The sequence below is a fragment of the Serratia sp. FGI94 genome (genome assembly GCF_000330865.1).
Taxonomy (GTDB): Bacteria; Pseudomonadota; Gammaproteobacteria; order Enterobacterales; family Enterobacteriaceae; genus Serratia_B; species Serratia_B rubidaea.
This window is the reverse complement of record NC_020064.1, coordinates 1,600,644-1,622,893: the sequence shown is the minus strand read 5'-3', so window position 1 is coordinate 1,622,893 and position 22,250 is coordinate 1,600,644. Positions and strand designations below refer to the sequence as shown.

Here is a 22,250-nt window from a genome sequence, read left to right as displayed (position 1 = left end):
CGCCATTCCATCGGCATAATCACTACGCCGCAGAATCATACCATAGGATGCTCCGCTCTCCATGCCGCGGGCTGACTACCAGCCCTGCCCCGCAGATGCCAATGCGTAATGTACAAACATTCCCGCTTTACCCACGGTTTACCTCAGAGCAGATATCCTTAAGAAGCCATATCTTGCATACGCAGCGTGTGGCTGAGACATAACTCAACGGAAAGGACTAGCTATGAAAATTTCTACCATGGCGGCATCGCTTGCTTTGGCCGGCTGCTGTTTCGCGGCAAACGCGGCTACCCCGAAGAATATTGCGGTGTACGCAACGGAAAAGTCGACCGGCTCAATATCCATTGGCGGCAAGGACGCCTACACCAAAACCTTTGACGTCGCACTGGCCAAATTGCCCGGAGACGATATCGATTTATCAAAACTTTGTCTGAAGGCCTACTCGCCGGATAACCAGGCCTTCAAGCTCGACACGGTCGACGAGACATTAACTAGCGGCAGCTTAAAAGAGGGCAAACTGGTGAAGGGCATCGCCGTATTTGCCGCTGACAGCGCCGCTGTCTACAGCGCCGCCCTGGTCAAAATTACCGACGATTGTAAGTAATCCGCTCAAGCAGCCTTGCCGGGCTGCTGTTTCCCCATTGTCTTACCGCGGCTTATTCAGCTCCGCCTTCGCCACCAGGAAAATAATAAGCAGATTTATTATCCCTGCGAGGGATAGCTTGACACATAAATATTACTCACCTAAAACTGTGATAAATTTTATGTCCGCAAGATAAGGGCCGCGCAATGGGCCATGCGTCTATAACTCCGTCAGGGATGCAATATGGTTGAAGATATCAGCATCCAAAAACGTCGCGGGGTGATGTTTGAACTGTGGCTGTCCTGGCGCTTTGTCAAAAACAATATCTGGGCGGGCGCCGTGGCGCCGACGCTGTTTACTCTGGCGCTCTGTGCAGCCAAAGGTCTGGCCGGTACGGAAATCGCCGCCAGCACCCTGGCATCATTTTTTTATGCCTACCTGCATCTCTACGTCTTTGATATCAACAGCCAGATATTTGGCATAGAAGAAGATAAAATCAATAAGCCGGACCGCCCGCTGGCGGCAAAAATCATTACGCTGGCGTCGGCGAAAGTCAGGGCTATCATTTTCACGCTGCTGTTTTTTGCCTACGGCATCTGCCTCGGCGTCATTGGCTGGACCCTGCTCTGGGTACTGTTCGTCCTGCTGTACAGCTATACGCCATGGAGCAATAACTGGCTGCTGAAAAATCTCTTTGTCGCACTGGGCATACTGACGCTGCTGCCGGTCGCCGCCCACAACGCCGGCGTACCACTCAGAGAGATCGCACACTGGCTGCTGTCGCTGCTGGTGATGACCAGCTATATGATCACCACGCAGGATCTCCGCGATGTTAAAGGCGATGCGCACATCGGCAGGAAGACTTTTCCCTTGGTTTACGGCATGCGTACGGCCAAGATCGCCCTGTCGCTGGCTTATCTGCTCTCTCTCGTTATCGCCCACTATACGCTGTTTACCCCAGGTGAAAACGGCAGCAGCGGCGCGCGGTTGCTCTTCGAGAGCGGCTCCGCGGTAATTTTATTATGCATCGCGGCGCGCTTGTGTAAACAAGACGCCGACTGCCACTATGACCATTTTACCTACCGCCTATGGGAATATTGGTACACGCTGGTGTGTATTTCCATATTTGCCTTTTATATCAGCCGCTAGCCGGCTATCGCACCGTTCATTGCCCTCCTTTCCGCCCACTGCGCAGGTTCCCCGGCATCATTTTCATTTCAGTTCAAATAATAAGCCGATTTATTATCTTATCCCGGGATAGCTTGACACATAAATTTTTCTAAACTAAATGTTTTGTCATCCGCATTTCCGCCATAAGAGAACCCCACTATGCATCGCACGTCTGCCGCCTTGCCAAGGATGCCGCATGATTGAAAATGTCAGCATCCAAAAACGCCGGGACGTGCTGTTTGAACTGTGGTTATCCTGGCGCTTTGTCAGAAACAACGTCTGGGTCGGCATTATCGCGCCAACGTTATTTACGCTGTCGCTCTGCCTCGCCCAAGGAATGGGAGCGCAGGCGATCATCTCCAGTATTCTGGCGACCTTTATTTATGCTTATTTTCATATCTATATCGTCGATATCAACAGCCAGATATTTGGTATTGAAGAAGATAAGATCAATAAGCCGGACCGTCCTCTGGCGGCCCAGGTCATCACGCTGAAGTCGGCCAAAATCCGCGCTGTCGTTCTCGCCCTGCTGTTTTTCGCCTATGGCCTTTACCTCGGCGTCATTGGCTGGGTGCTGTTCTGGATACTGTGCTCACTGCTATACAGCTATACGCCGTGGAGCAATAACTGGCTGCTGAAGAACGTCTTTGTTTCACTGGGCATACTGACGCAGCTGCCGGTCGCCGCCCACAACGCCGGCGTGCCGTTCAGAGAGATTGCCGACTGGCTGCTGCCGCTGATGCTGATGACCAGCTATATGATCACCACGCAGGATTTCCGCGATGTGAAAGGTGACGCGCTCATCGGCAGAAAAACCTTTCCGCTGGTGTACGGCATGCGCAAAGGAAAAATAATCATTGCCGTCGCCTATCTGCTTTCCATTGTTATTGCCCACTACACGCTGTTTATGCCCGGTGAACACAGCGGCAACGCTAGCGCCCTGTCCCTGTTTGAGATAGGATCCGCGCTTATTTTACTGTACGTCTCAGCGCGTCTTTGCAAAAGAGATGCCGACAGCCACTATGACCATTTCACCTACCGACTGTGGGAATACTGGTACACCCTGGTGTGTATTTCCATTATTGCCGTTTATATCAGCCGTTGACCGAGCACACTATGGAGAACACAATGCCTGAACATCATGAGCAGGTTATTTTGCTGGATGAGCATTTCCATCAGAGTGGGACAATGGATAAAGCCGTGGTGCACACCAGCCAGACGCCGCTGCATCTGGCCTTTTCCTGCTATGTGTTTAACCGCGAAGGGGAACTGCTGATTACCCGGCGGGCGCTCAACAAAGCCGCCTGGCCCGGCGTTTGGAGCAACTCGTTTTGCGGCCACCCGCAGCCCGGTGAAAGCCAAAGCGATGCGATCGTGCGCCGCGCCGACTTCGAACTGGGCCTGCCCATCAGCCCGCCGGAACTGGTGGTGCCCCGCTTCCAGTACTGCGTCACTGATGCCTCCGGCGTAATGGAAAACGAATTTTGCCCCATCTACGTCGCACGCAGCGACGCGCAGCCGCAACCTAATCCGCTGGAAGTGATGGAGTACGCCTGGGTCGGTATCGAACAGGTGATAGACGCCGTTAGCGCCGTTCCTCAGGTGTTTTCCCCGTGGATGGCGTTGCAGCTGCAGCAGCCGGAACTGCTGAAAAAAATCGGCGCGTTAGCCTGACGGGTCAATAAGAAGCGGAGACGGGGAACAGCCCCGCCTCACGCTGAACCGGCGCGTAAGAAAATGCGCCGGTAAGAGGGTTATTTCTTCACTGCGTTGTTAACCGCATCGTCGGCTTTCCAGACGCGATACTTCACTTCCGCGTCCTGCGGCACATAGACCACGATCGGCAGGCGGCTGTTGTAACGCTGCATGGCGGCATCGCCCAGATTCGCCGTCACAAAGGCTTCACGCTTGGTCTTGTCCGGGCAGGCCATCATGGTGCTCATCGGGCCGGAGAGTTTATCCAGCACCAGATAGTCATAGCCCCAGCCGGACAGGGTTTTGCTTTCCAGCTTGCCGCCCAGCCCGTGGTGGTTGCAGTCAACCTCCAGCGTTTTACCGATCAGCAGCTCAACTTTGTAGTTTTCTTCATGATCCTGTTTCGGCAGGTAAATCACCTGACGCGTCATGCCTTTCTCCGCCTGCGGGTAAGGGGCAATTTTTTCCAGCGGCTGCTGGCTGATGTCGCCCTTTTCAGTCGCATTGGTTGCCGCGCCGGCAGAAGCAGCCATCATCATGCCGGCTACTAACAAGGAGATCTTTTTCATGTTCTTTCCCTATGATTCATACTGAAAACCAGACATAAACTAATACACTATCCCAACACTTTCCAATAGTTTAATCTTCTTTACATTAAGAAATTGAAAGCTACAACCACTGGAACAAAAACAAATAACAGAATAAAAACAATTCACATAAGCAATGAATTGTAGCGCTAAGGTTTTCTTAAGCCGGGAGATTTACCGTTGGCAGACTGATGACTAACGGTGAGCTGACGCGTGGACCTCGAAAAACCATCCCGATCTTTATTAAATCAATCCTCAACGGCCAAACACTTTAAGAATGGCTCTATTTACTCTTTAACGCCATCCTTTTACCGTTGGCAGGTTTTTGGCTTAATTGTCAGTGGCTTGCTATTTTTATGGCTGTCGCGTGACGAACGCCTGGACTGGGCCATCAGCAATATGTGGTTCGACAGCGCCAGCGGGCACTTCCCCTGGCAGCATAACGTCTGGCTGGACGTGATTAATCACCGTTTATTGAAGATCGGCGTGATCGCGGCGTCGGTGCTGGCGCTGCTGTGGGGCATTTACCGACGCCATGCCCGGCTGATCCTGTGTATGTTGCTGATCGGCGTCGGGCCGCTGGTGGTCGGCCTGTTAAAGGCCGTCAGCGCGCACTCCTGTCCGTGGGATCTGGTGCAATATGGCGGGCAGGCGATGTCGTTCCCGCTGTTTGGCGCGTTGCCGGTTAACCCCGGCCCCGGCCGCTGCTTCCCCGGCGGGCACGCATCCAGCGGCTTTGCAGTGATGGCGCTGTTCTTTCTGTTTTATCCCCGGCGGCCAAACGTGGCTTACGCCTGCTGGGGGGCCGGCATCGCCCTGGGGCTGCTGATGGGCTTTGGTCAGGTGATGCGCGGCGCACACTTTTTTTCCCATAACCTGTGGGCAGGTTGGTGGGTTTGGTTCAGCCAATTGGCTGTTTATTGGTGGGTTAGCGGCGTTATTCGCCGCAAGACGAGGTAAATATTATGGAGCAATTGAACTATCTTCTTTTCGCCTGGATTAACGCGACCCCGGCCTCGCCCGCCTGGTCGATCGACTTCGCCACCTTTATTGCGCGCGATCTGATCGCGATTGTTCCGCTGCTGATCGTCGGCCTGTGGTTCTGGGGGCCGAAAGATGCGCTGGTTTCACAGCGTGAAGTGGTGGCCAAGACCACCATTGCGCTGGCGTTCGCCATCCTAACCTCTGCCGCTATCGGCATGCTGCTGCCGCACGAACGTCCTTTCGTCGCCGGCATCGGCTATACCTTCCTGCAGCACGCGCCGGACAGCTCCTTCCCCAGCGATCACGGCACCGCCATTTTCACCTTTGCCATGGCATTTCTGTGCTGGCACCGGCTGTGGTCCGGCATTGTGCTGATGGTTATCGCCGTCGCCATCGCCTGGTCGCGGGTTTTCCTCGGCGTACACTGGCCGCTGGATATGGTCGGCGGTTTCCTGCTCGGCATGGTCGGCTGCCTGGTAGCGCAGCTGGTGTGGAACCTGTTTGGCAGCGCGATCGCCGCCAAGCTGGAGCGCCTGTACCGCTTCCTGTTCGCCTTCCCTATCCGTAAAGGCTGGATCAAAGAGTAATCACCGCGCGGGGCTGTTCGGCCCCGCCGCCATTTCCCCCTGCGGTTACCTTCCCTTCAACACTCTTAATGTTATTTAAATAACAAAAAACCGCTAAAAACGTGGCAAAAAACCAAATATCCGCTATAATCACGGCCATTACATGTTATTATTATAACATTCATTGCTTACCATTAAGAGGATACGCCATGACCAGCGAAAACATTGATTACGCCAGCTATATCGACCATACCCTGTTGGCGATGGACGCCACCGAGCAGCAAATCAGCACGCTGTGTGAAGAAGCGCAGCAGCACAATTTCTATGCGGTATGCGTGAACTCCGGTTACGTGCCGCTGGTGGCGCAGCTGTTGCAGGACAGCACGGTAAAAGTCTGCTCGGTGATCGGCTTTCCGCTGGGCGCCGGCCTGACCGTCACCAAAGCCTTTGAAGCCAAAGCGGCGATTGCCGCCGGCGCACAGGAAATCGACATGGTCATCAACGTCGGCTGGCTGAAAAGCGGCATGCTGGACGATGTCAAAGCCGATATCGCCGCCGTGCGTGAGGTTTGCGCGGCTATCCCATTGAAGGTAATATTGGAAACCTGCCTGCTCAGCGACGCGCAAATCGTGCAAGTTTGTGAAATGTGTCGCGAACTTGACGTCGCTTTTGTCAAAACCTCAACCGGCTTCAGCACCGGCGGCGCTCGCGAAGAGCACGTTAAACTGATGCGCGCCACCGTGGGCAGCGAAATGGGCGTAAAAGCCTCCGGCGCAGTACGCGACCGCGCGACCGCGAAAACGATGATCGAAGCCGGCGCCACGCGCATCGGCACCAGCTCCGGCGTAGCCATCGTATCCGGCGAGCAGGCCGCCGCCGGCAGTTACTGATAGCAACGCCCCCGGGATACTGGTAGTGACCGGGCGCATTTGTTGACCGATGCGGGGTAATGCGTAGTACGCACTGCTCCGCATTGTTGTATCTGGCCCTGGGCCGCCACGGATATCTCTTTAATCTCTAAACCGACGGGAGCAACGAATGGAAACGCGGCGCGAAGAACGCATCAATCGCTTAGTCCAGGTATTAAAGCGTTCTGACAAAATCCACTTAAAAGAAGCCGCCGCGCTGCTGGGGGTGTCGGAAATGACCATCCGCCGCGATCTCAGCGCCGAACCTGCGGCGGTGGTATTGCTGGGCGGCTACGTGGTGACCGACCCGCGCAACAACGGCGTGACCCATTACTTTGTTTCCGACCAGAAAGCCAAACAGGTGAGCGAGAAACGGCGCATCGGCCTGCTGGCCGCACCGCTGATCGCAGAGAACGATACGGTGTTCTTTGATTGCGGCACCACCACGCCGGCGATTATCGACGCCATTGCCGACGACCTGCCCTTTACCGGCGTCAGCCACTCGCTGAACACCTTTCTGGCCCTGCAGGACAAGCCACAGTGCAAGGTTATCCTGTGCGGCGGCGAGTTCAAGCCGAACAACTATATTTTCAGCAGTATCGGCCAGCGCAACGAAATGGACAGTATCTGTCCCAACATCGCCTTTATTTCCGCCGCCGGCCTCAGCCTGCAGCAGGGCGCCAGCTGCTTTAACTTTGACGAGCTGGATATGAAACACCGGGCGCTGGCGACGGCGCAACGCAAGGTGCTGGTGGCCGACCACAGTAAATTCGGCAAGGTGAAACCGGCCTGCATCGGCCCGCTGACCCTGTTTGACCACGTCATCACCGACCAACGCCCCGACGACGAATTCAGCGATTTCTTCAGTCAGCACGCTATCACCCTGCGCTACTGAACCATTCAGGCCGCTGAGCACGCTCAGCGGTTCTCCTTGTCCCCATTATCCGCCAATTAATTACCAATAATCCTATCCGAATCCGGCAATAGGTTAATAAATTGCAACCGGTAACGGGAGTTATTATTTTTTCCAAAGGAAATAACGGTAAAATAATGAGCAGCGGCATAAGTGCTCAGCACGTTTTTAGTCCCTCTTCCTGCGCCGAGCATTGATTAAAATAACACCAAGGGCATCATTTATTAGCGCTCAAACAGCCATAAGTGCACTTTTATATGATAAATAGCTAAGCAGCGCCCGCCGTTAATAAATCATTTCGCCTGACCAGGGCCACAGAAGAAAAACACAGTAATTAAATAAAAATCAGTTAGTTAACAAAAATCCATCCGACGCTTTGATGTGATCGCCATCACCAAACCTGCATATTCATCGTTTTTAGCTAGATCCTGGCCACTGCTTAAAATATATTGCTCACCTTCTATACGCAGGCAGCGTTTTATCCGGCAAATCTGGCAAAAACCCAGATAACGCTGGTGGTAATAAAAAAACACAATAAAGCATAATGCTTCATGATAAAGAACATTTAATAAATAAAATATTAACAAACCAGTCTTTATCCGCATATATATCGCATTTGGGAGCATGATCACGGTTGTTTATGCTGTAAATCGTTATCTTTCTGCCATCAAAAACGGAAGACAAGAATCTTCTGAGCCAATACCCTATTTCCGCCCAACCTGGAGCGGCATGATTTTTAGTGTTAGTTGATCGCCACGATAATTAGCACAGTAAATAACCAGGGGGAAGTTCCTTTATCCCCGCAGGAAGCACCTGATTTAGCCGAATGCCGATCACTGATTTACGGCTTTCGGTTGTAACGTAAATTTTTGACTTTGCTTTTAAATTAACGTGTTCACTTCGGAGATATTTATGGACACTACACAGACCGGCACGATCGTCTCGGCAGCATCGGGTTCCAGCAGTACCTGGCGTAAAAGCGATACCATGTGGATGTTGGGCCTGTACGGCACCGCCATCGGCGCGGGCGTACTGTTCCTGCCCATCAACGCCGGGATCGGCGGCCTGATCCCGCTGATTATTATGGCCATCATCGCATTCCCGATGACGTTCTTCGCCCACCGCGGCCTGTGCCGCTTTGTCCTGTCCGGTAAAAATCCGGGCGAAGATATCACCGAGGTGGTGGAAGAGCACTTCGGCATCAGCGCCGGCAAACTGATTACCCTGCTCTACTTCTTTGCCATCTACCCTATCCTGCTGGTTTACAGCGTCGCCATCACCAACACCGTCGACAGTTTCATCACCCACCAGCTGGGCATGACCTCACCGCCGCGCGCCATTTTGTCGCTGATCCTGATCGTCGGCCTGATGACCATCGTGCGCTTCGGTGAGCAGGCCATCGTCAAGACCATGAGCATTCTGGTGTTCCCGTTTGTCGCCGTGCTGATGCTGCTGGCGCTGTACCTGATCCCGAACTGGAGCGGCGCTATCTTCGAAAACGTCTCCCTGTCAGGCGCCGGCACCGGTATGGGCCACGGCCTGATGATGACGCTGTGGCTGGCGATCCCGGTGATGGTGTTCTCCTTTAACCACTCGCCGATCATTTCCGCCTTCGCCGTAGCAAAACGCGAAGAGTACGGCGCGGACGCCGAGAAAAAATGCTCACGCATTCTGGCTTACGCCCACATCATGATGGTGCTGACCGTGATGTTCTTCGTGTTCAGCTGCGTACTCAGCCTGTCGCCGGCCGATCTGGCGGAAGCCAAGGCGCAGAACATCTCCATTCTGTCGTACCTGGCCAACCACTTTAACAACCCGATGATTGAGTACATCGCGCCGGTTATCGCCTTTGTCGCCATCACCAAATCGTTCCTGGGCCACTACCTCGGCGCGCGTGAAGGTTTCAACGGCATCGTCAGCAAATCGCTGAAAACCCGCGGCAAAACCATCAGCAGCGGCAAACTGAACCGCCTTACCGCCATCTTTATGCTGGTCACCACCTGGATTGTCGCGACGCTGAACCCAAGCATTCTGGGCATGATCGAAACCCTGGGCGGCCCGATTATCGCCATGCTGCTGTTCCTTATGCCGATGTACGCCATCCGTAAAGTGCCGGCGATGCGTAAATACGCCGGCCATATCAGCAACGCCTTCGTGGTGCTGATGGGTCTGATCGCCATGTCGGCCATCCTGTACTCGCTGTTTAGCTAAACGCACTCCCGCCGGCGCGCCACGCGCCGGCCTGCTCCATCCCCCTATTCTGTATTTACCGCCTGACACCTGAAGAAGGAGGCGAGACTATGGTCAGCGTTTTCGATATTTTCAAAATCGGCATCGGCCCGTCCAGTTCCCACACCGTCGGCCCGATGAAAGCCGGCAAACAGTTTATCGACGAGCTTATCGCCCATCAGCAGCTGATGGACGCCACCCGGCTGGTGGTGGATGTTTACGGTTCACTCTCCCTGACCGGGAAAGGCCACCATACCGACCTGGCGATCATTATGGGGCTGGCGGGCAATTTGCCCCATGACGTCGATATCGACGCCATCCCCGGTTTTATCCGCCAGGTGGAGCAAACCGGCCGCCTGCCACTGGCTCACGGCTGCCACGAGGTGGATTTTCCGCTGGCGAGCAGCATGAACTTCCACCGTGATAACCTGCCGCTGCATGAAAACGGCATGCGCATCCGCGCCTTCGACGGCGAACGGCTGCTGCACAGCAAAACCTATTACTCGATCGGCGGCGGTTTTATCGTTGATGAGGCGCATTTCGGCCACGCCGCCGATGCGGCACTGCCGCTGCCCTATCCGTTCCGCTCCGCGCAGGATCTGCAGCAGCACTGCAAAGACACCGGCCTGTCGCTGTCCGGTCTGGTGATGCAAAACGAGCTGGCGCTGCGCAGCAGGGAAGAGATTGAGTCGCACTTTACCGCCATCTGGCAGGTGATGCGTACCGGCATCGAACGCGGGATGAACACCGAAGGGCTGCTGCCCGGCCCGATGAAAATCCCGCGCCGCGCCGCCGCCCTGCGCCGCCTGCTGGTGACCGGCGATAAGAACAATACCGACCCGATGAACGTGGTGGACTGGCTCAATATGTTCGCCTTTGCGGTCAACGAAGAGAATGCCGCCGGCGGACGGGTGGTCACCGCCCCGACCAACGGCGCCTGCGGGATTATTCCGGCGGTGCTGGCCTATTACGACCAATTTATCCGGCCGGTTAACACCAATTCCTATAGCCGCTTCTTCCTCGCCGCCGGCGCCATCGGTGCGCTTTACAAAATGAACGCGTCGATTTCCGGCGCGGAGGTCGGCTGCCAGGGCGAGGTCGGCGTCGCCTGCTCGATGGCCGCCGCCGGGCTGGCGGAGCTGATGGGCGGCAGCCCGGCGCAGGTATGCATTGCGGCGGAGATCGCCATGGAGCACCACCTGGGGCTGACCTGCGATCCGCTGGCCGGCCAGGTGCAGGTGCCCTGCATCGAGCGCAACGCCATCTCCGCCGTCAAGGCGGTCAACGCCGCGCGGATGGCGCTGCGGCGCACCAGCGAGCCGCGGGTGTGTCTGGATAAGGTGATCGAAACCATGTACGAAACCGGCAAGGACATGAACGCCAAATACCGTGAAACCTCACAGGGTGGGCTGGCGATCAAGGTGGTGGCCTGCAATTAACGCTTGCGCGGCCTGAGGTTGATGACAAAGTTGTCTGATGACCCGAGATACCCGGGCCTAGCGTAACGAGGGGCATTATGGGACGCATCCCTGCGTCCCACCCTACGGGCCAGCCTGGCGGCTGTTCAAATTTGCTCCCGGCAAATTTGTCCGGCGGCTAATGCCGCTACGACCCCATCGCCACGCTCTCCCTAATAACAAGCTTTGTCAGTAGTCTGAAAGGGCGCATCAAGCGCCCTTTTTTACCTCGCCGGTTACGGTCAGCCGAAGATGCTGCCGAACCACTGGGTCAGTTTCATCATCACCATGTCCCAGATGCGGCTGAAGAAGTTGCCCTCCTTCACTTCCTCCATCACCACCAGCGGACGCTGGTCAACGGTTTTACCGTCCAACTGGAAATCAATGGTGCCCACCACCTGGTTCTTCGCCAGCGGCGCTTCCAGCGTAGCGGAATTCAGCTTGTAGCTGGCCTTCAGGTTTTTCATCTGCCCTTTCGGGATGGTGATCGCTGCATCTTTCGCCACGCCCAGCGGCACTTCGCTCTGCTCGCCGTACCAGACGCGCTGGGTAATAAACGGTTTGTCCGCCTTGATTGGCGTGACGGTTTCAAAGAAGCGGAAACCCCAGGTCAGCAGCTTTTCGCTTTCACTAAAGCGCACGCGGTCGCTCGGCGCGCCCAGCACCACCGAAATCAGCCGCATCGGTCCTTCCGCCGCCGAGGCCACCAGGTTATGGCCGGCGCCGCTGGTATAGCCGGTTTTGATACCGTCCACCTTCAGGTTCGAGCTCCACAGCAGGCGGTTGCGGTTTACCTGGCGGATTTTATTGAAGGTGAACTCTTTCTCTTTATGCAACGCATACTCATCCGGCACGTCGCGGATCAGCGCCTGGCTCAGCAGCGCCATATCGCGGGCGGTGCTGTACTGCCCTTCCGCATCCAGGCCGTGCACCGTCAGGAAGTGGGTATTCTTCAGCCCCAGATGTTTGACGTAGTTGTTCATCAGCCCGACAAACGCATCCTGGCTGCCGGCCACGTAGTCCGCCAGCGCAATGCTGGCGTCGTTGCCCGACTGAATCACGATGCCTTTGTTCAGCTCCATCACCGGCACCTGATCGCCCGGCTTGATAAACATCAGAGAAGAGCCGCGCAGCGTCGGGTTACCGGTCGCCCAGGCGTCTTTACCCACGGTGACCGAATCGGTCGGTTTGATCTTACCGGCTTTAATCGCCTGGCCGATAACGTAGCTGGACATGATTTTGGTCAGGCTGGCCGGATCAAGCCGGGTGTCCGGGTTGCCTTCCGCCAGAATGCTGCCGCTGTTGTAATCCATCAGAATAAACGCCTTGGCGTCCACCTGCGGAGCCGCCGGCGGCGCGGCGGCCTGCACGGCCGGCGTTGCCAATAACAGAAAACCGACGCTGAAGGTCAGCTTTTTCATGGAGGAAGCTAAATGTGTTTTCATCATGTCGTCGCCAGAGTATCCATTCAATTTATTGAAATCGCGTTACCGTTCAAACTCGTTACGTCAGCCAACCAGCGAGCAATCCCGGGGACCCGCGCCCTGCCGCGTGCCCCTTGCTACGGGTCGTATCCGGTCAGCGCTGTGTAAAGAGTTTATTAGACCCATCTTATTTTTGCAGGGATTCGCATGAAATTTCAGCATTTTTACATAACTGTACGCTTTCGCGCGTAAATTGTCGAAAATGCCGGCCTGACGCGTTTTTTTTAACCCACCGACGGCTGCACGTCCACACGCCCACACTGCTTTACGCCTGAACGGCCAAAATGGAATTAATATATTCCAAGGTGGCATATGTAGCAGTTATTTGTTCTTTTAATTAGGCAAACTCTCAGAGCTATCATCCAGATAACGGCGAATAAACCGCATTATTCTGGAGGAATGTCATGGCCATCGCACAATCGGCGCTCGCGACCATCGGCAACACGCCAATGCTGGAGCTGACCCACTTTGATACCGGCCCCTGCCGGCTGTTTATCAAACTGGAGAACCAAAACCCCGGCGGCTCCATCAAAGATCGCGTCGCGCTGTCGATGATCGAACAGGCCGAACGCGACGGAAAGCTGCAGCCCGGTGGCACCATCATTGAGGCCACTGCCGGCAATACCGGACTGGGGCTGGCGCTGGTCGCCGCGCTGAAGGGCTACCGCCTGACGCTGGTGGTGCCGGATAAAATGAGCCGCGAAAAAATCTTCCACCTGCGCGCGCTGGGGGCCAACGTAGTGCTGACCCGCTCTGACGTCGGCAAAGGGCACCCGGCCTATTATCAGGATTACGCCCAGCGGCTGGCGGACGACACGCCGGGCGCCTTCTATATCGATCAGTTCAACAACCCGGCCAACCCGGCGGCGCATACCGCCACCACCGCGCCGGAGCTGTGGCGGCAGATGGATCACAACGTCGACGCCATTGTGGTCGGCGTCGGCTCCGGCGGCACCCTGAGCGGGCTGAGCCGTTACTTTGCCGAGGTGTCTCCCGCGACCCGCTTCGTGCTGGCGGACCCGGCCGGCTCCATTCTGGCGGACTACCTCGACGACGGGAAGATAACCGCCGCCGGCAGTTGGTTGGTGGAGGGCATTGGCGAAGACTTTGTGCCGCCGCTCAGCGACTTTCGTCAGGTGGCGGCCGCCTACCGTATCGACGACCAGGAAGCCTTCACCACCGCGCGCCAGCTGCTGCAGAGCGAGGGCATCCTGGCCGGTTCGTCCACCGGCACCTTACTGGCCGCCGCGCTGCGCTACTGCCGGGCGCAGACCGAGCCGCAGCGGGTAGTGACATTCGTCTGCGACAGCGGCAATAAGTACCTGTCCAAAATGTTTAACGACCGCTGGATGCAGGAGCAAGGGCTACTGGCGACCACCCGGTTCGGCGATCTGCGCGATCTGATCGCCTACCGTCACGATGAAAACGCCGCGGTAACCGCCGCGCCGGACGATACGCTGGCGGTGGTGCACGCCCGCATGCGTCTGTACGACATCTCACAGTTGCCGGTGCTGGACAACGACCGGCTGGTCGGCCTGATCGACGAGTGGGATCTGCTGCACACCCTGCAGGCCGACGCCGGCAACTTTCGCCTGCCGGCCGAACAGGCCATGACCCGCCGGGTGCAGACGCTGCAAAAAGACGCCGATCCGCAGGCGCTGCTGGCGACCTTCGACCACGGCCACGTGGCGGTCATTCTCGACGGCGAGCGCTTCCTCGGCCTGATTACCCGCACCGACGTTCTGAACGCCTGGCGCCAAAAACTCCGTTAATCAAGGACTCTGTTATGACCAAGTTTGCCACCCAAACCGTACATGCCGGCTATACGCCGGACGCCACCGGCGCCGTGATGCCGGCCATTTACGCCACCTCGACCTATGCCCAGCCGGCGCCGGGCGAGCATACCGGCTATGAATATTCACGCAGCGGCAACCCGACCCGCAGCGCGCTGGAAAACGCCATTGCCGAGCTGGAAAACGGCAGCCGCGGCTACGCCTTCGCCTCCGGGCTGGCCGCCTGCTCCACGGTGCTGGAGCTGCTGGATCAGGGCAGCCATCTGGTGGCGGTCGACGACCTGTACGGCGGCACTTACCGCCTGCTGGAAAAAGTGCGCAGCCGCACGGCCGGGCTGCGCGTCACCTATGTCACGCCGGGCGACACGGCGGCGCTGGAGCAGGCGATCGAAGCCGACACCAAAATGATCTGGGTGGAAACCCCGACCAATCCGCTGCTGAAGCTGGCCGATCTGGCGGCCATCGCCGCCATCGCCAAGCGGCACAACCTGATCAGCGTGGCGGACAACACCTTCGCCTCGCCGTATCTGCAGCGCCCGCTGGAGCTGGGGTTCGACGTGGTGGTGCACTCCGCCACCAAATACCTGAACGGCCACTCCGACGTGGTGGCCGGCCTGGCGGTGGTCGGCGATAATCCGCCGCTGGCGGAGCAGCTCGGCTTTCTGCAGAACGCGGTAGGCGGCATTCTCGACCCGTTCAGCAGCTTCCTCACCCTGCGCGGCATCCGCACCCTGGCGCTGCGGATGGATCGCCACAGCGCCAGCGCGCTGCGCATTGCCCAGTGGCTGGAGCAGCAGCCGCAGGTGGAAAACGTCTACTACCCGGGATTAACCACTCACCCGCAGCATGCATTGGCCGGCCGGCAGATGCAGCAGTTCGGCGGCATGATTTCGCTGCGGCTGCGCGGCGATGACGACTACGCGCGCCGGGTCATCAGCAGGCTGGCCCTGTTTACGCTGGCGGAGAGCCTGGGCGGGGTGGAAAGCCTGATCGGCCAGCCCGCCAGCATGACGCACGCCTCCATTCCGCTGGAACAGCGGCTGAAAACCGGCATCACGCCGCAGCTGCTGCGCCTGTCGGTCGGCATTGAAGACGCCGACGATCTGATTGCCGATCTGCAGCAGGCGCTGGCGGAATAAACCTGCCCCCTTTCCCTCTCTCCCCGGCCGGGGATGCCGGCCGTCATACCAGCGTCATCAATATTCCTTAAGCTCGGCGCAATTTTATCGCCCGCGGCGAATCCGCTATCCTGAAGCGCAACCGTACCCGACCGGAGAAAATACCATGGACCTAGCCCTGTTCGACCTGGATGAAACCCTGATTAATGAAGACAGCGCCAGCCTGTGGATCCGCTGGCTGGTTTCCCAGGGGTTTGCGCCGGCGGAGCTGGCGACCAAGGAGCAGCAATTGATGCAGCACTATTATCAGGGCCGACTGTCGATGGAGCAGTATATGCAGGCCACGCTGTCGCCGCTGGCCGGGCGCAGCGTCCAGACCGTCGCCGGCTGGGTGACGCGCTATATCCGCCGCGATATTCTGCCGCGTGTCTACCCCGCGGCGCAGCAGCGCCTGCAGTGGCACCGCAGCCGCGGCGACCATATTCTGGTCATCTCCGCCACCGGCGAGCATTTGGTGGCGCCGATCGCCGAGCAGCTCGGCGCCGACGGCGCGCTGGCGATCGGCGTTGAGGTGGACGACGGCCGCTTTACCGGCCGCACCTACGGCACCATGACCTATCAGCAGGGGAAGGTCACCCGGCTGGAGGCGTGGCTGGCGCAGCATCCCGAACGACGTTTCGGCCAGCTGTACGCCTACAGCGACTCGCTGAACGACCGGCCGATGCTGGAATATGCCGACCATGCGGCGGTGATAAATCCTGACGCCGAACTTCAGGCGCTGGCGCAGCAAAACGGCTGGGAGGTATGCAGCTGGACGCGCTAACGCAAACTCCGGGTGACAAACGGCGGATTGTGGCGTAGGAATAAAGCACTCAATGACACCGTCTATCTGGAGGCATGCCATGCTGACTATCTGGGGCAGAGAGAATTCCAACAACGTGCGCAAAGTACGCTGGTGCGCCGCCGAGCTGGGGCTGAGTTACCAGCACATCAACGCCGGCGGCGCCTACGGCAAAGTGGATGAACAGCAGTACCGCGCGCTTAACCCGAACGGCCTGGTGCCGCTGCTGCAGGACGATGACTTTGTGCTGTGGGAGTCCAACACCATCGTGCGCTATCTGGCGGCCAAATACGGCGACGCACCGTGTTCTGGGGACTGGTGCGCACCCTGCCGGAGCAGCGCGATATGCTGAAGATTGAAGCGGCGATCGCCTCGCTGGAAAAGTGCTTTGATATCGTCGAGCAGGAGCTGGGGCGGCAGCCTTATCTCTCCGGCGAGGCGTTCGGCATCGGCGATATTCCGCTCGGCAGCTTTATTTACGCCTGGTTCGAAATGCCGATCGAGCGGCAACAGCGCCCCAATATGGAACGCTGGTATCAGCAGCTCTGCGCCCGCCCGGCCTACCGCAGCGGCGTAATGACGCCGTTAACCTGATTGCCCTTCGCCCACGCGCAGCAGTTTGCCGTTGCTTTCATCGGTTAGCAGATACAGATAACCGTCCGGCCCGCTGCGCACTTCACGGATCCTCTCGCCGCGATCCTCCAGCAGCCGCTCTTCCGCCACGATTTTATTGTCCACCAGCGTCAGTCGGATCAACGCCTTCTGCGCCAGCGCGCCGATAAACAGCGAATGCTGCCAGCCGCTAAAGCGCGGGTTATTGTAAAACGCCATGCCGCTGATGCCCGGCGACACCTGCCAGTAGTGCGTCGGCGCCTGCGTCCCCGCGGCAAACTGCCCTTTGGCCTCCGGAATCGGCTGCCCGGAGTAGTTGATGCCGTAGGTGGCGATCGGCCAGCCGTAGTTTTTCCCCGGCTGCAGAATGTTGATCTCATCGCCGCCGCGCGGGCCATGCTCATGCTCCCACAGCTCGCCGCTCCACGGATTGAGCGCCAGCCCCTGCGGGTTACGGATGCCGTACGCCCAAATCTCCGCCCGTTTGCCCGACTGGCCGGCAAACGGATTGCCCGGCGCCGGCTTGCCCTCGGCGGTCAGGCGCACCACCTTGCCCTGCAGCTTGTCGAGGTCCTGCGCCGTCGGCCGCTGGTTGTTTTCCCCCAGGGCGACAAACAGCAGCCCCTGACGGTCAAACACCATCTTGCCGCCGAAGTGGTTGCCCACCGACAGCTTCGGCTGCTGGCGGAAGATAACGCGGAAATCCTCCAGCCGGCGTTTGTCCTCGCTCAGCCGGCCGTAGCCCACCGCGGTGCCGGCTTTACCGCCATCGCCGGCTTCGGCAAAGCTGAGGTACACCCGGCGACTGCTGGCGAAGTCCGGCGCCAATACCACGTCCAACAGCCCGCCCTGCCCCTGCGCATAGACCTGCGGTACGCCATCGATCGGCGCCGACAGACCTTGGTCCTGCTGCCACAGGCGTAAACGGCCGGGCCGCTCGGTAATTAACATGCCCTGCTGAGCGGGTAAAAACGCCAGCGACCAGGGATATTCCAGCCGCTCCTGCAGCTGGGTGACCTCGGGCGCAGCCTGTAGGCCGCCGCTCAGCAGCAGGCCGGTGAGTAATGTCGTTCGGGTCAGTCGAAGCATGTATCCTCCTTATTTATCAGCGCCTTTTCAGTGTAGCCCAGCCGCCCCGCGCTGCCGCCGGCCGGCCGTTTATCTTTGGCTTTATCTGTGCTTAAGTTAAGAAAAGCACAAGGAGCAAGTATGAATATCACCGTAACCGAAACCATGAATGATGAGACGCTGGACGCCGTGCGCCAGGGGCTGATGGCGTACAACCGGCCGTTTATCGACACCAGCCTGCGTCAGCCGCTCAGCGTCTACGCCAACGATGATGACGGCCAGGTGGTCGCCGGCCTGACCGCCGTCACCTGGGGCAACTGGCTGAGTATCGACTGGCTGTGGGTAGCGGAAAGCCAGCGCGGCAGCGGCCTGGGGCGTCAGGTGATGCTGGCGGCGGAGCAGCAGGCGATGGCGCGCGGCTGTCGCTATGCCCGCGTGGACACCTTCAGTTTCCAGGCGCGGCCGTTTTATCAGAAGCTGGGCTATCAGGTGCAGATGACGCTGGAAAACTATCCGCTGGAGCACCAGTGCTATTTCCTGACCAAAACGCTGAAGAATTAACGGGTGGCAAATGGACAGCAAAACCATGGTGGTCAACAGCGTCGCCTATAAGGCGGGCAAGCGTTTGAACGACGTCACGATTGACGACATCAGCGAGGTGGTCAAACAGCCGGACACCTTTGTCTGGCTGGGGCTATGGCAGCCTGAAGACGCCTTTATGCGTAAAATTCAGCAGGAGTTCGGCCTGCACGATCTGGCGATTGAAGATGCGCTCTGCGCCCATCAGCGGCCGAAGATCGAAACCTACGGCGATTCGCTGTTTATCGTGGTGAAAACCGCGCAGATGGCCGGCGCAGAAGACGAGGTGGAGTACGGCGAAACGCACTTTTTCGTCGGCAAAAACTTCCTGATCACCGTACGTCACGGCGCGTCGGTCAGCTACGCGCCGATCCGCGCCAAGGCGGAGGAAAACCCCAAACAGCTGTGCCACGGCCCCGGCTTTGCGCTGTACGCCGTGCTGGATTTTATCGTCGACAATTACCGGCTGATCGTCGCGCGCTTTGAAACGCTGATCGAACGGCTGGAAGCCAGCATGTTCAACGCCGAATTCGATCAGACCGCGATTGAAAATGTCTACGGCCTGCGGCGCCACCTGCTGGCGCTGCGCAACGCCGCCCAGCCGATGGATGAAATCTGCAGCCAGCTGATCCGGCTGCATGAAGAGGTGATTCCGAAGGAACTGCGCGCCTATGTGCGCGACGTGCAGGACCATGCGCGTCAGGTGGTCAGCACCATCGACGATATGCGCGAAATGCTGACCAACGCCATGCACGTCAATCTGGCGCTGGTGACGGTGAAACAAAACGAAGTGGTGAAAAAGCTGGCCGGCTGGGGGGCGATTCTGGCCATCCCGACGGTGATTTTCAGCCTGTACGGCATGAACTTCGCCGATATGCCGGAGCTGAAATTCCCCTGGGCCTACCACGCGACGCTGGCGGTCACCGTCGGCGGCTGCGCGCTGATGTACCAAAAGCTCAAACGCGCCGGCTGGCTGTAGCCGGCGCACCGACAAGCCTCTCTCCCGTCGGGGCTCCGCCGCGAGTACCGGCAAGATCGCGCTGGCGGCTTCCGCCTGCCCCCTTCCCGCTGACCTGACCCAAATCACGGCCGAATTCGATGTAAGAAATTTCTGCCGCATCACAGAAAAAACCAGACATTGAAACATTTTTGTGACAAATCACTCAAGATGATTACATTCCCGAGCAATACAAGGCGTTCGTCGTGATAATGATTTTACTGTGTACATTTAAGTTTTACACAGTAAAACACAAGGTTCACCTTCGTTCGCGGGCTAGCGCCTGACAATTTTGTGAGGAATAGAATGTCTGAGAATATGCACAACGCGGATGCGATACCCGATCTCGAGCAACAGACCGTTAAGCGCGTGATCTGGCGGATCCTGCCGTTTCTGATCGTCTGCTATCTCATCGCCATTATCGATCGCGGTAATATTGGCATGGCCTCCCTGCAGATGAACGAAGAGCTTGGGCTGTCGAAGGCCGTATTCGGCCTGGCGAGCAGCCTGTTCTTCGTCGGCTATTTTATTTTTGAAGTGCCCAGCAACCTGGCGATGCAAAAGATCGGCGCGAAAATATGGATCTCGCGCATTATGGTGAGCTGGGGCATCATTTCCGTGTGCACCGCTTTCGTCTCCAGCGCGGAAATGCTCTATGTGCTGCGCTTCCTGCTGGGGGCGGCCGAGGCGGGCTTTTTCCCCGGCGTGATCCTGTATCTCACCTACTGGATCCCGGGTAAATATCGCGCCCGCGTGATTGCAACTTTTATGGTGGCGATTCCGGCGGCCAACTTTATCGGCTCGCCGATTTCCGGCGCCATTCTGTCGCTGGATGGCTGGCTGGGGCTGCGCGGATGGCACTGGCTATTTATTCTGGAAGGCTTCCCGGCGATCTTCCTCGGCATCGCCGCCTTTTTCTTCCTCAGCAACCGCCCGGAAAACGCCGACTGGCTGACCAAAGCGCAGCGGGAGTGGCTGCAGGCTAAGCTGGCGGAAGAAAACGCCCAGCGTAAAGTCATCGGCCATATCTCGCTCTGGCAGCTGCTGCGCCATAAACACATCTGGCTGATGGCGCTGATCTATGCCGGCGCTTCCGCCGCCGGCTCCACGCTCAGCGTCTGGTCGCCGCAGCTGCTGAAGTCTTACGGCCTGGATAACTTCAGCACCGGGCTGGTCAACGCCATTCCTTACGGCCTGGCTTCCGTACTGATGATCGTCTGGGGCAGAAGCTCCGATCGCAGCGGCGAACGCCGTTGGCATACCGCGCTGACGCTGTTCCTGATCGCCGGCGGCTTACTGTCCGCCTTCCTGCTGAACTCCCTGACGGGCAGCGTGATCGTACTGTCGATGGTGCTGATCGGCGCCTACTCCATGAAAGGCCCGTTCTGGGCGCTGGCGTCCGGCTGGCTCTCTTCCGGCACCGCCGCAGCCGGACTGGCGGCGATCGGCGCCATGGCCAACCTGATCGGCGGCGGGTTAATGGTGAACGTTTACGGCATCATCAACGATCAGACCGGCAGCCATACCCTGGCCATGCTGCCTCTGGCGCTGCTCTGTGGCGCAGGGGGCGTGGCCGTACTGATAATGGGGCGCAAACGGGCGCTGCAGGTCAAGCTGGATAACCCGGTCAGCCCCGTCAATAAATAAGCCAGCCAATCTTCCCCACAAAGCATGCCCAACGGCATGCTTTGTTTTTTTATCCGCCGGTAACGACAGGAGTAGCATCCATGCCCTTTTCACGCCGCGATTTTCTCCAGGCCGGCTGCGCGCTCGGCGCCTATCATGCGTTCTCTGCCTTTGCACAGACGCCGTTCAGCACCGGCGACGAACAGCCCACGCTCCCCATCCCGCCGGGCAGCGTGGACTGCCATATGCACCTCTACGATGACCGTTACCCGGCCGTCGCCGGCGCCCGCCTGCGGCCGCCCAATGCGTCGCTCGCGGATTATCAGCGCCTGCAAACCCGGTTGGGCATGCAACGGATGGTGATCGTTACGCCATCCACTTACGGCACCGACAACCGGCTGCTGCTTGCCGGCCTGCAGCAAAGCGCCGGCAACGCCCGCGGCGTGGCGGTGATCGATACCACGATCGACGACGCGAGGCTTGAACAGATGGACCGGGCCGGCGTGCGCGGCATTCGTTTTAACTTAAGGACCGGAGGTACGCCGCTCGCCGCGCTGGAAACGCTGGCGGCGCGCATTGCGCCGCTCGGCTGGCATATTCAGCTGGTGGCGACCGGCGAGGCGTTTATCGCGTTGGAGCAGCGTCTTGCCGCGCTGCCCGTGCCTCTGGTGATCGACCATATGGGGCATATTCCACAGCCGGCAGGGGTTAATTCAGCGGCATTCCACACGCTTCTGCGCCTGATCGCGCGCGGCAATAGCTGGATAAAGCTGTCGGGGCCTTACATCACATCCCGGGTCGGCCCGCCCTCTTATCACGACGTCGGCCTGGTGGCCGCCGCGCTGGTGCAGGCCAATCCACAGCGCGTATTGTGGGGCAGCGACTGGCCGCATCCGACGGTGAAGCAACACAAGCCCGACGACGCCGCCATCCTCAACCTATTAGCCCGCTGGGCGCCGTCCTCTGTCGAGCAGGAGCGCATTCTGCGGATCAACCCCGGGCAGCTCTACGGCTTTGACGACGGCGAGCAGAGCTGACGA

General features: G+C 58.2%; 20 protein-coding genes and 1 pseudogene. 18 read left to right on the top strand and 3 right to left on the bottom strand.

Annotated features, from left to right (window positions below; genetic code table 11):
• Window positions 1-223: 223 nt before the first annotated feature.
• The 4 genes from D781_RS07465 to idi all read left to right on the top strand — a co-directional run bounded on the left by D781_RS07465 (window position 224) and on the right by idi (window position 3,427).
• Window positions 224-604 (top strand): DUF4354 family protein, encoded by a 381-nt coding sequence (locus D781_RS07465; protein ID WP_015671703.1) that lies wholly within the window; start codon window positions 224-226, stop codon window positions 602-604.
• Window positions 605-826: 222 nt separating this feature from the next.
• A complete protein-coding gene (locus D781_RS07460; RefSeq protein WP_015671702.1) occupies window positions 827-1,732 on the top strand; it encodes a UbiA family prenyltransferase in 906 nt (301 codons plus the stop codon).
• A gap of 217 nt (window positions 1,733-1,949) precedes the next feature.
• Window positions 1,950-2,858 (top strand): UbiA family prenyltransferase, encoded by a 909-nt coding sequence (locus tag D781_RS07455; protein ID WP_015671701.1) that lies wholly within the window; start codon window positions 1,950-1,952, stop codon window positions 2,856-2,858.
• A gap of 23 nt (window positions 2,859-2,881) precedes the next feature.
• Window positions 2,882-3,427, top strand: coding sequence for an isopentenyl-diphosphate Delta-isomerase (gene idi, locus D781_RS07450; RefSeq protein WP_015671700.1), 546 nt, complete (start codon window positions 2,882-2,884; stop codon window positions 3,425-3,427).
• A gap of 80 nt (window positions 3,428-3,507) precedes the next feature.
• On the opposite strand, the gene eco is transcribed toward idi, so the two are convergent.
• A complete protein-coding gene (eco, locus tag D781_RS07445) occupies window positions 3,508-4,017 on the bottom strand; it encodes a serine protease inhibitor ecotin (protein WP_015671699.1) in 510 nt (169 codons plus the stop codon).
• 231 nt (window positions 4,018-4,248) lie between these two features.
• Here eco and D781_RS07440 point away from each other — a divergent pair, with 231 nt between their 5' ends.
• From D781_RS07440 to D781_RS07415, 6 genes are all read left to right on the top strand, one after another.
• A complete protein-coding gene (locus D781_RS07440; RefSeq protein WP_015671698.1) occupies window positions 4,249-4,995 on the top strand; it encodes a phosphatase PAP2 family protein in 747 nt (248 codons plus the stop codon).
• Window positions 4,996-5,000: 5 nt separating this feature from the next.
• On the top strand, window positions 5,001-5,606 hold the full coding sequence (ybjG, locus tag D781_RS07435) for an undecaprenyl-diphosphate phosphatase (RefSeq protein WP_015671697.1): 606 nt from the start codon (window positions 5,001-5,003) through the stop codon (window positions 5,604-5,606).
• 188 nt (window positions 5,607-5,794) lie between these two features.
• A complete protein-coding gene (gene deoC / locus D781_RS07430; RefSeq protein ID WP_015671696.1) occupies window positions 5,795-6,475 on the top strand; it encodes a deoxyribose-phosphate aldolase in 681 nt (226 codons plus the stop codon).
• 148 nt (window positions 6,476-6,623) lie between these two features.
• Complete coding sequence (gene deoR, locus D781_RS07425) at window positions 6,624-7,388, top strand: DNA-binding transcriptional repressor DeoR (RefSeq protein WP_015671695.1); 765 nt, start codon at window positions 6,624-6,626, stop codon at window positions 7,386-7,388.
• Between the two features lie 930 nt (window positions 7,389-8,318).
• Window positions 8,319-9,617, top strand: coding sequence for an HAAAP family serine/threonine permease (locus D781_RS07420; protein ID WP_015671694.1), 1,299 nt, complete (start codon window positions 8,319-8,321; stop codon window positions 9,615-9,617).
• Between the two features lie 89 nt (window positions 9,618-9,706).
• Window positions 9,707-11,074: an L-serine ammonia-lyase gene (locus D781_RS07415; protein WP_015671693.1), complete on the top strand. Its 1,368-nt coding sequence runs from the start codon at window positions 9,707-9,709 to the stop codon at window positions 11,072-11,074.
• 260 nt (window positions 11,075-11,334) lie between these two features.
• Here D781_RS07415 and D781_RS07410 read toward each other — a convergent pair whose 3' ends face one another.
• On the bottom strand, window positions 11,335-12,540 hold the full coding sequence (locus D781_RS07410) for a serine hydrolase (protein WP_015671692.1): 1,206 nt from the start codon (window positions 12,538-12,540) through the stop codon (window positions 11,335-11,337).
• Window positions 12,541-12,980: 440 nt separating this feature from the next.
• Here D781_RS07410 and D781_RS07405 point away from each other — a divergent pair, with 440 nt between their 5' ends.
• The 4 genes and pseudogenes from D781_RS07405 to D781_RS07390 all read left to right on the top strand — a co-directional run bounded on the left by D781_RS07405 (window position 12,981) and on the right by D781_RS07390 (window position 16,922).
• Entirely contained in the window at window positions 12,981-14,348 is a 1,368-nt protein-coding gene (locus D781_RS07405) for a cystathionine beta-synthase (RefSeq protein WP_015671691.1), read from the top strand.
• 14 nt (window positions 14,349-14,362) lie between these two features.
• The gene (locus D781_RS07400) at window positions 14,363-15,508 is read left to right on the top strand and encodes a PLP-dependent aspartate aminotransferase family protein (protein ID WP_015671690.1); all 1,146 of its coding nucleotides are present in this window, start codon (window positions 14,363-14,365) and stop codon (window positions 15,506-15,508) included.
• Between the two features lie 145 nt (window positions 15,509-15,653).
• Window positions 15,654-16,310 carry an HAD family hydrolase gene (locus D781_RS07395; RefSeq protein ID WP_015671689.1) on the top strand — a complete coding sequence of 219 codons (657 nt, stop codon included), beginning with the start codon at window positions 15,654-15,656 and terminating at the stop codon, window positions 16,308-16,310.
• Between the two features lie 79 nt (window positions 16,311-16,389).
• Window positions 16,390-16,922, top strand: a pseudogene (locus D781_RS07390) (glutathione S-transferase).
• Here the strand turns inward: D781_RS07390 and D781_RS07385 are convergent.
• Window positions 16,914-18,020, bottom strand: coding sequence for a PQQ-dependent sugar dehydrogenase (locus D781_RS07385; protein ID WP_041412038.1), 1,107 nt, complete (start codon window positions 18,018-18,020; stop codon window positions 16,914-16,916). The pseudogene D781_RS07390 and the gene D781_RS07385 overlap by 9 nt on opposite strands.
• A 129-nt stretch (window positions 18,021-18,149) precedes the next feature.
• On the opposite strand from D781_RS07385, the gene D781_RS07380 reads away from it, so the two are divergent.
• The 4 genes from D781_RS07380 (at window position 18,150) to D781_RS07365 (ending at window position 22,247) form a co-directional block, all read left to right on the top strand.
• Window positions 18,150-18,569: a GNAT family N-acetyltransferase gene (locus tag D781_RS07380; RefSeq protein ID WP_015671687.1), complete on the top strand. Its 420-nt coding sequence runs from the start codon at window positions 18,150-18,152 to the stop codon at window positions 18,567-18,569.
• Window positions 18,570-18,579: 10 nt separating this feature from the next.
• Window positions 18,580-19,566: a magnesium and cobalt transport protein CorA gene (locus D781_RS07375; RefSeq protein WP_041411754.1), complete on the top strand. Its 987-nt coding sequence runs from the start codon at window positions 18,580-18,582 to the stop codon at window positions 19,564-19,566.
• Between the two features lie 324 nt (window positions 19,567-19,890).
• A complete protein-coding gene (locus D781_RS07370) occupies window positions 19,891-21,231 on the top strand; it encodes an MFS transporter (RefSeq protein WP_015671685.1) in 1,341 nt (446 codons plus the stop codon).
• An 80-nt stretch (window positions 21,232-21,311) separates the two neighbouring features.
• Window positions 21,312-22,247: an amidohydrolase family protein gene (locus D781_RS07365; protein WP_015671684.1), complete on the top strand. Its 936-nt coding sequence runs from the start codon at window positions 21,312-21,314 to the stop codon at window positions 22,245-22,247.
• Window positions 22,248-22,250 lie beyond the last annotated feature (3 nt).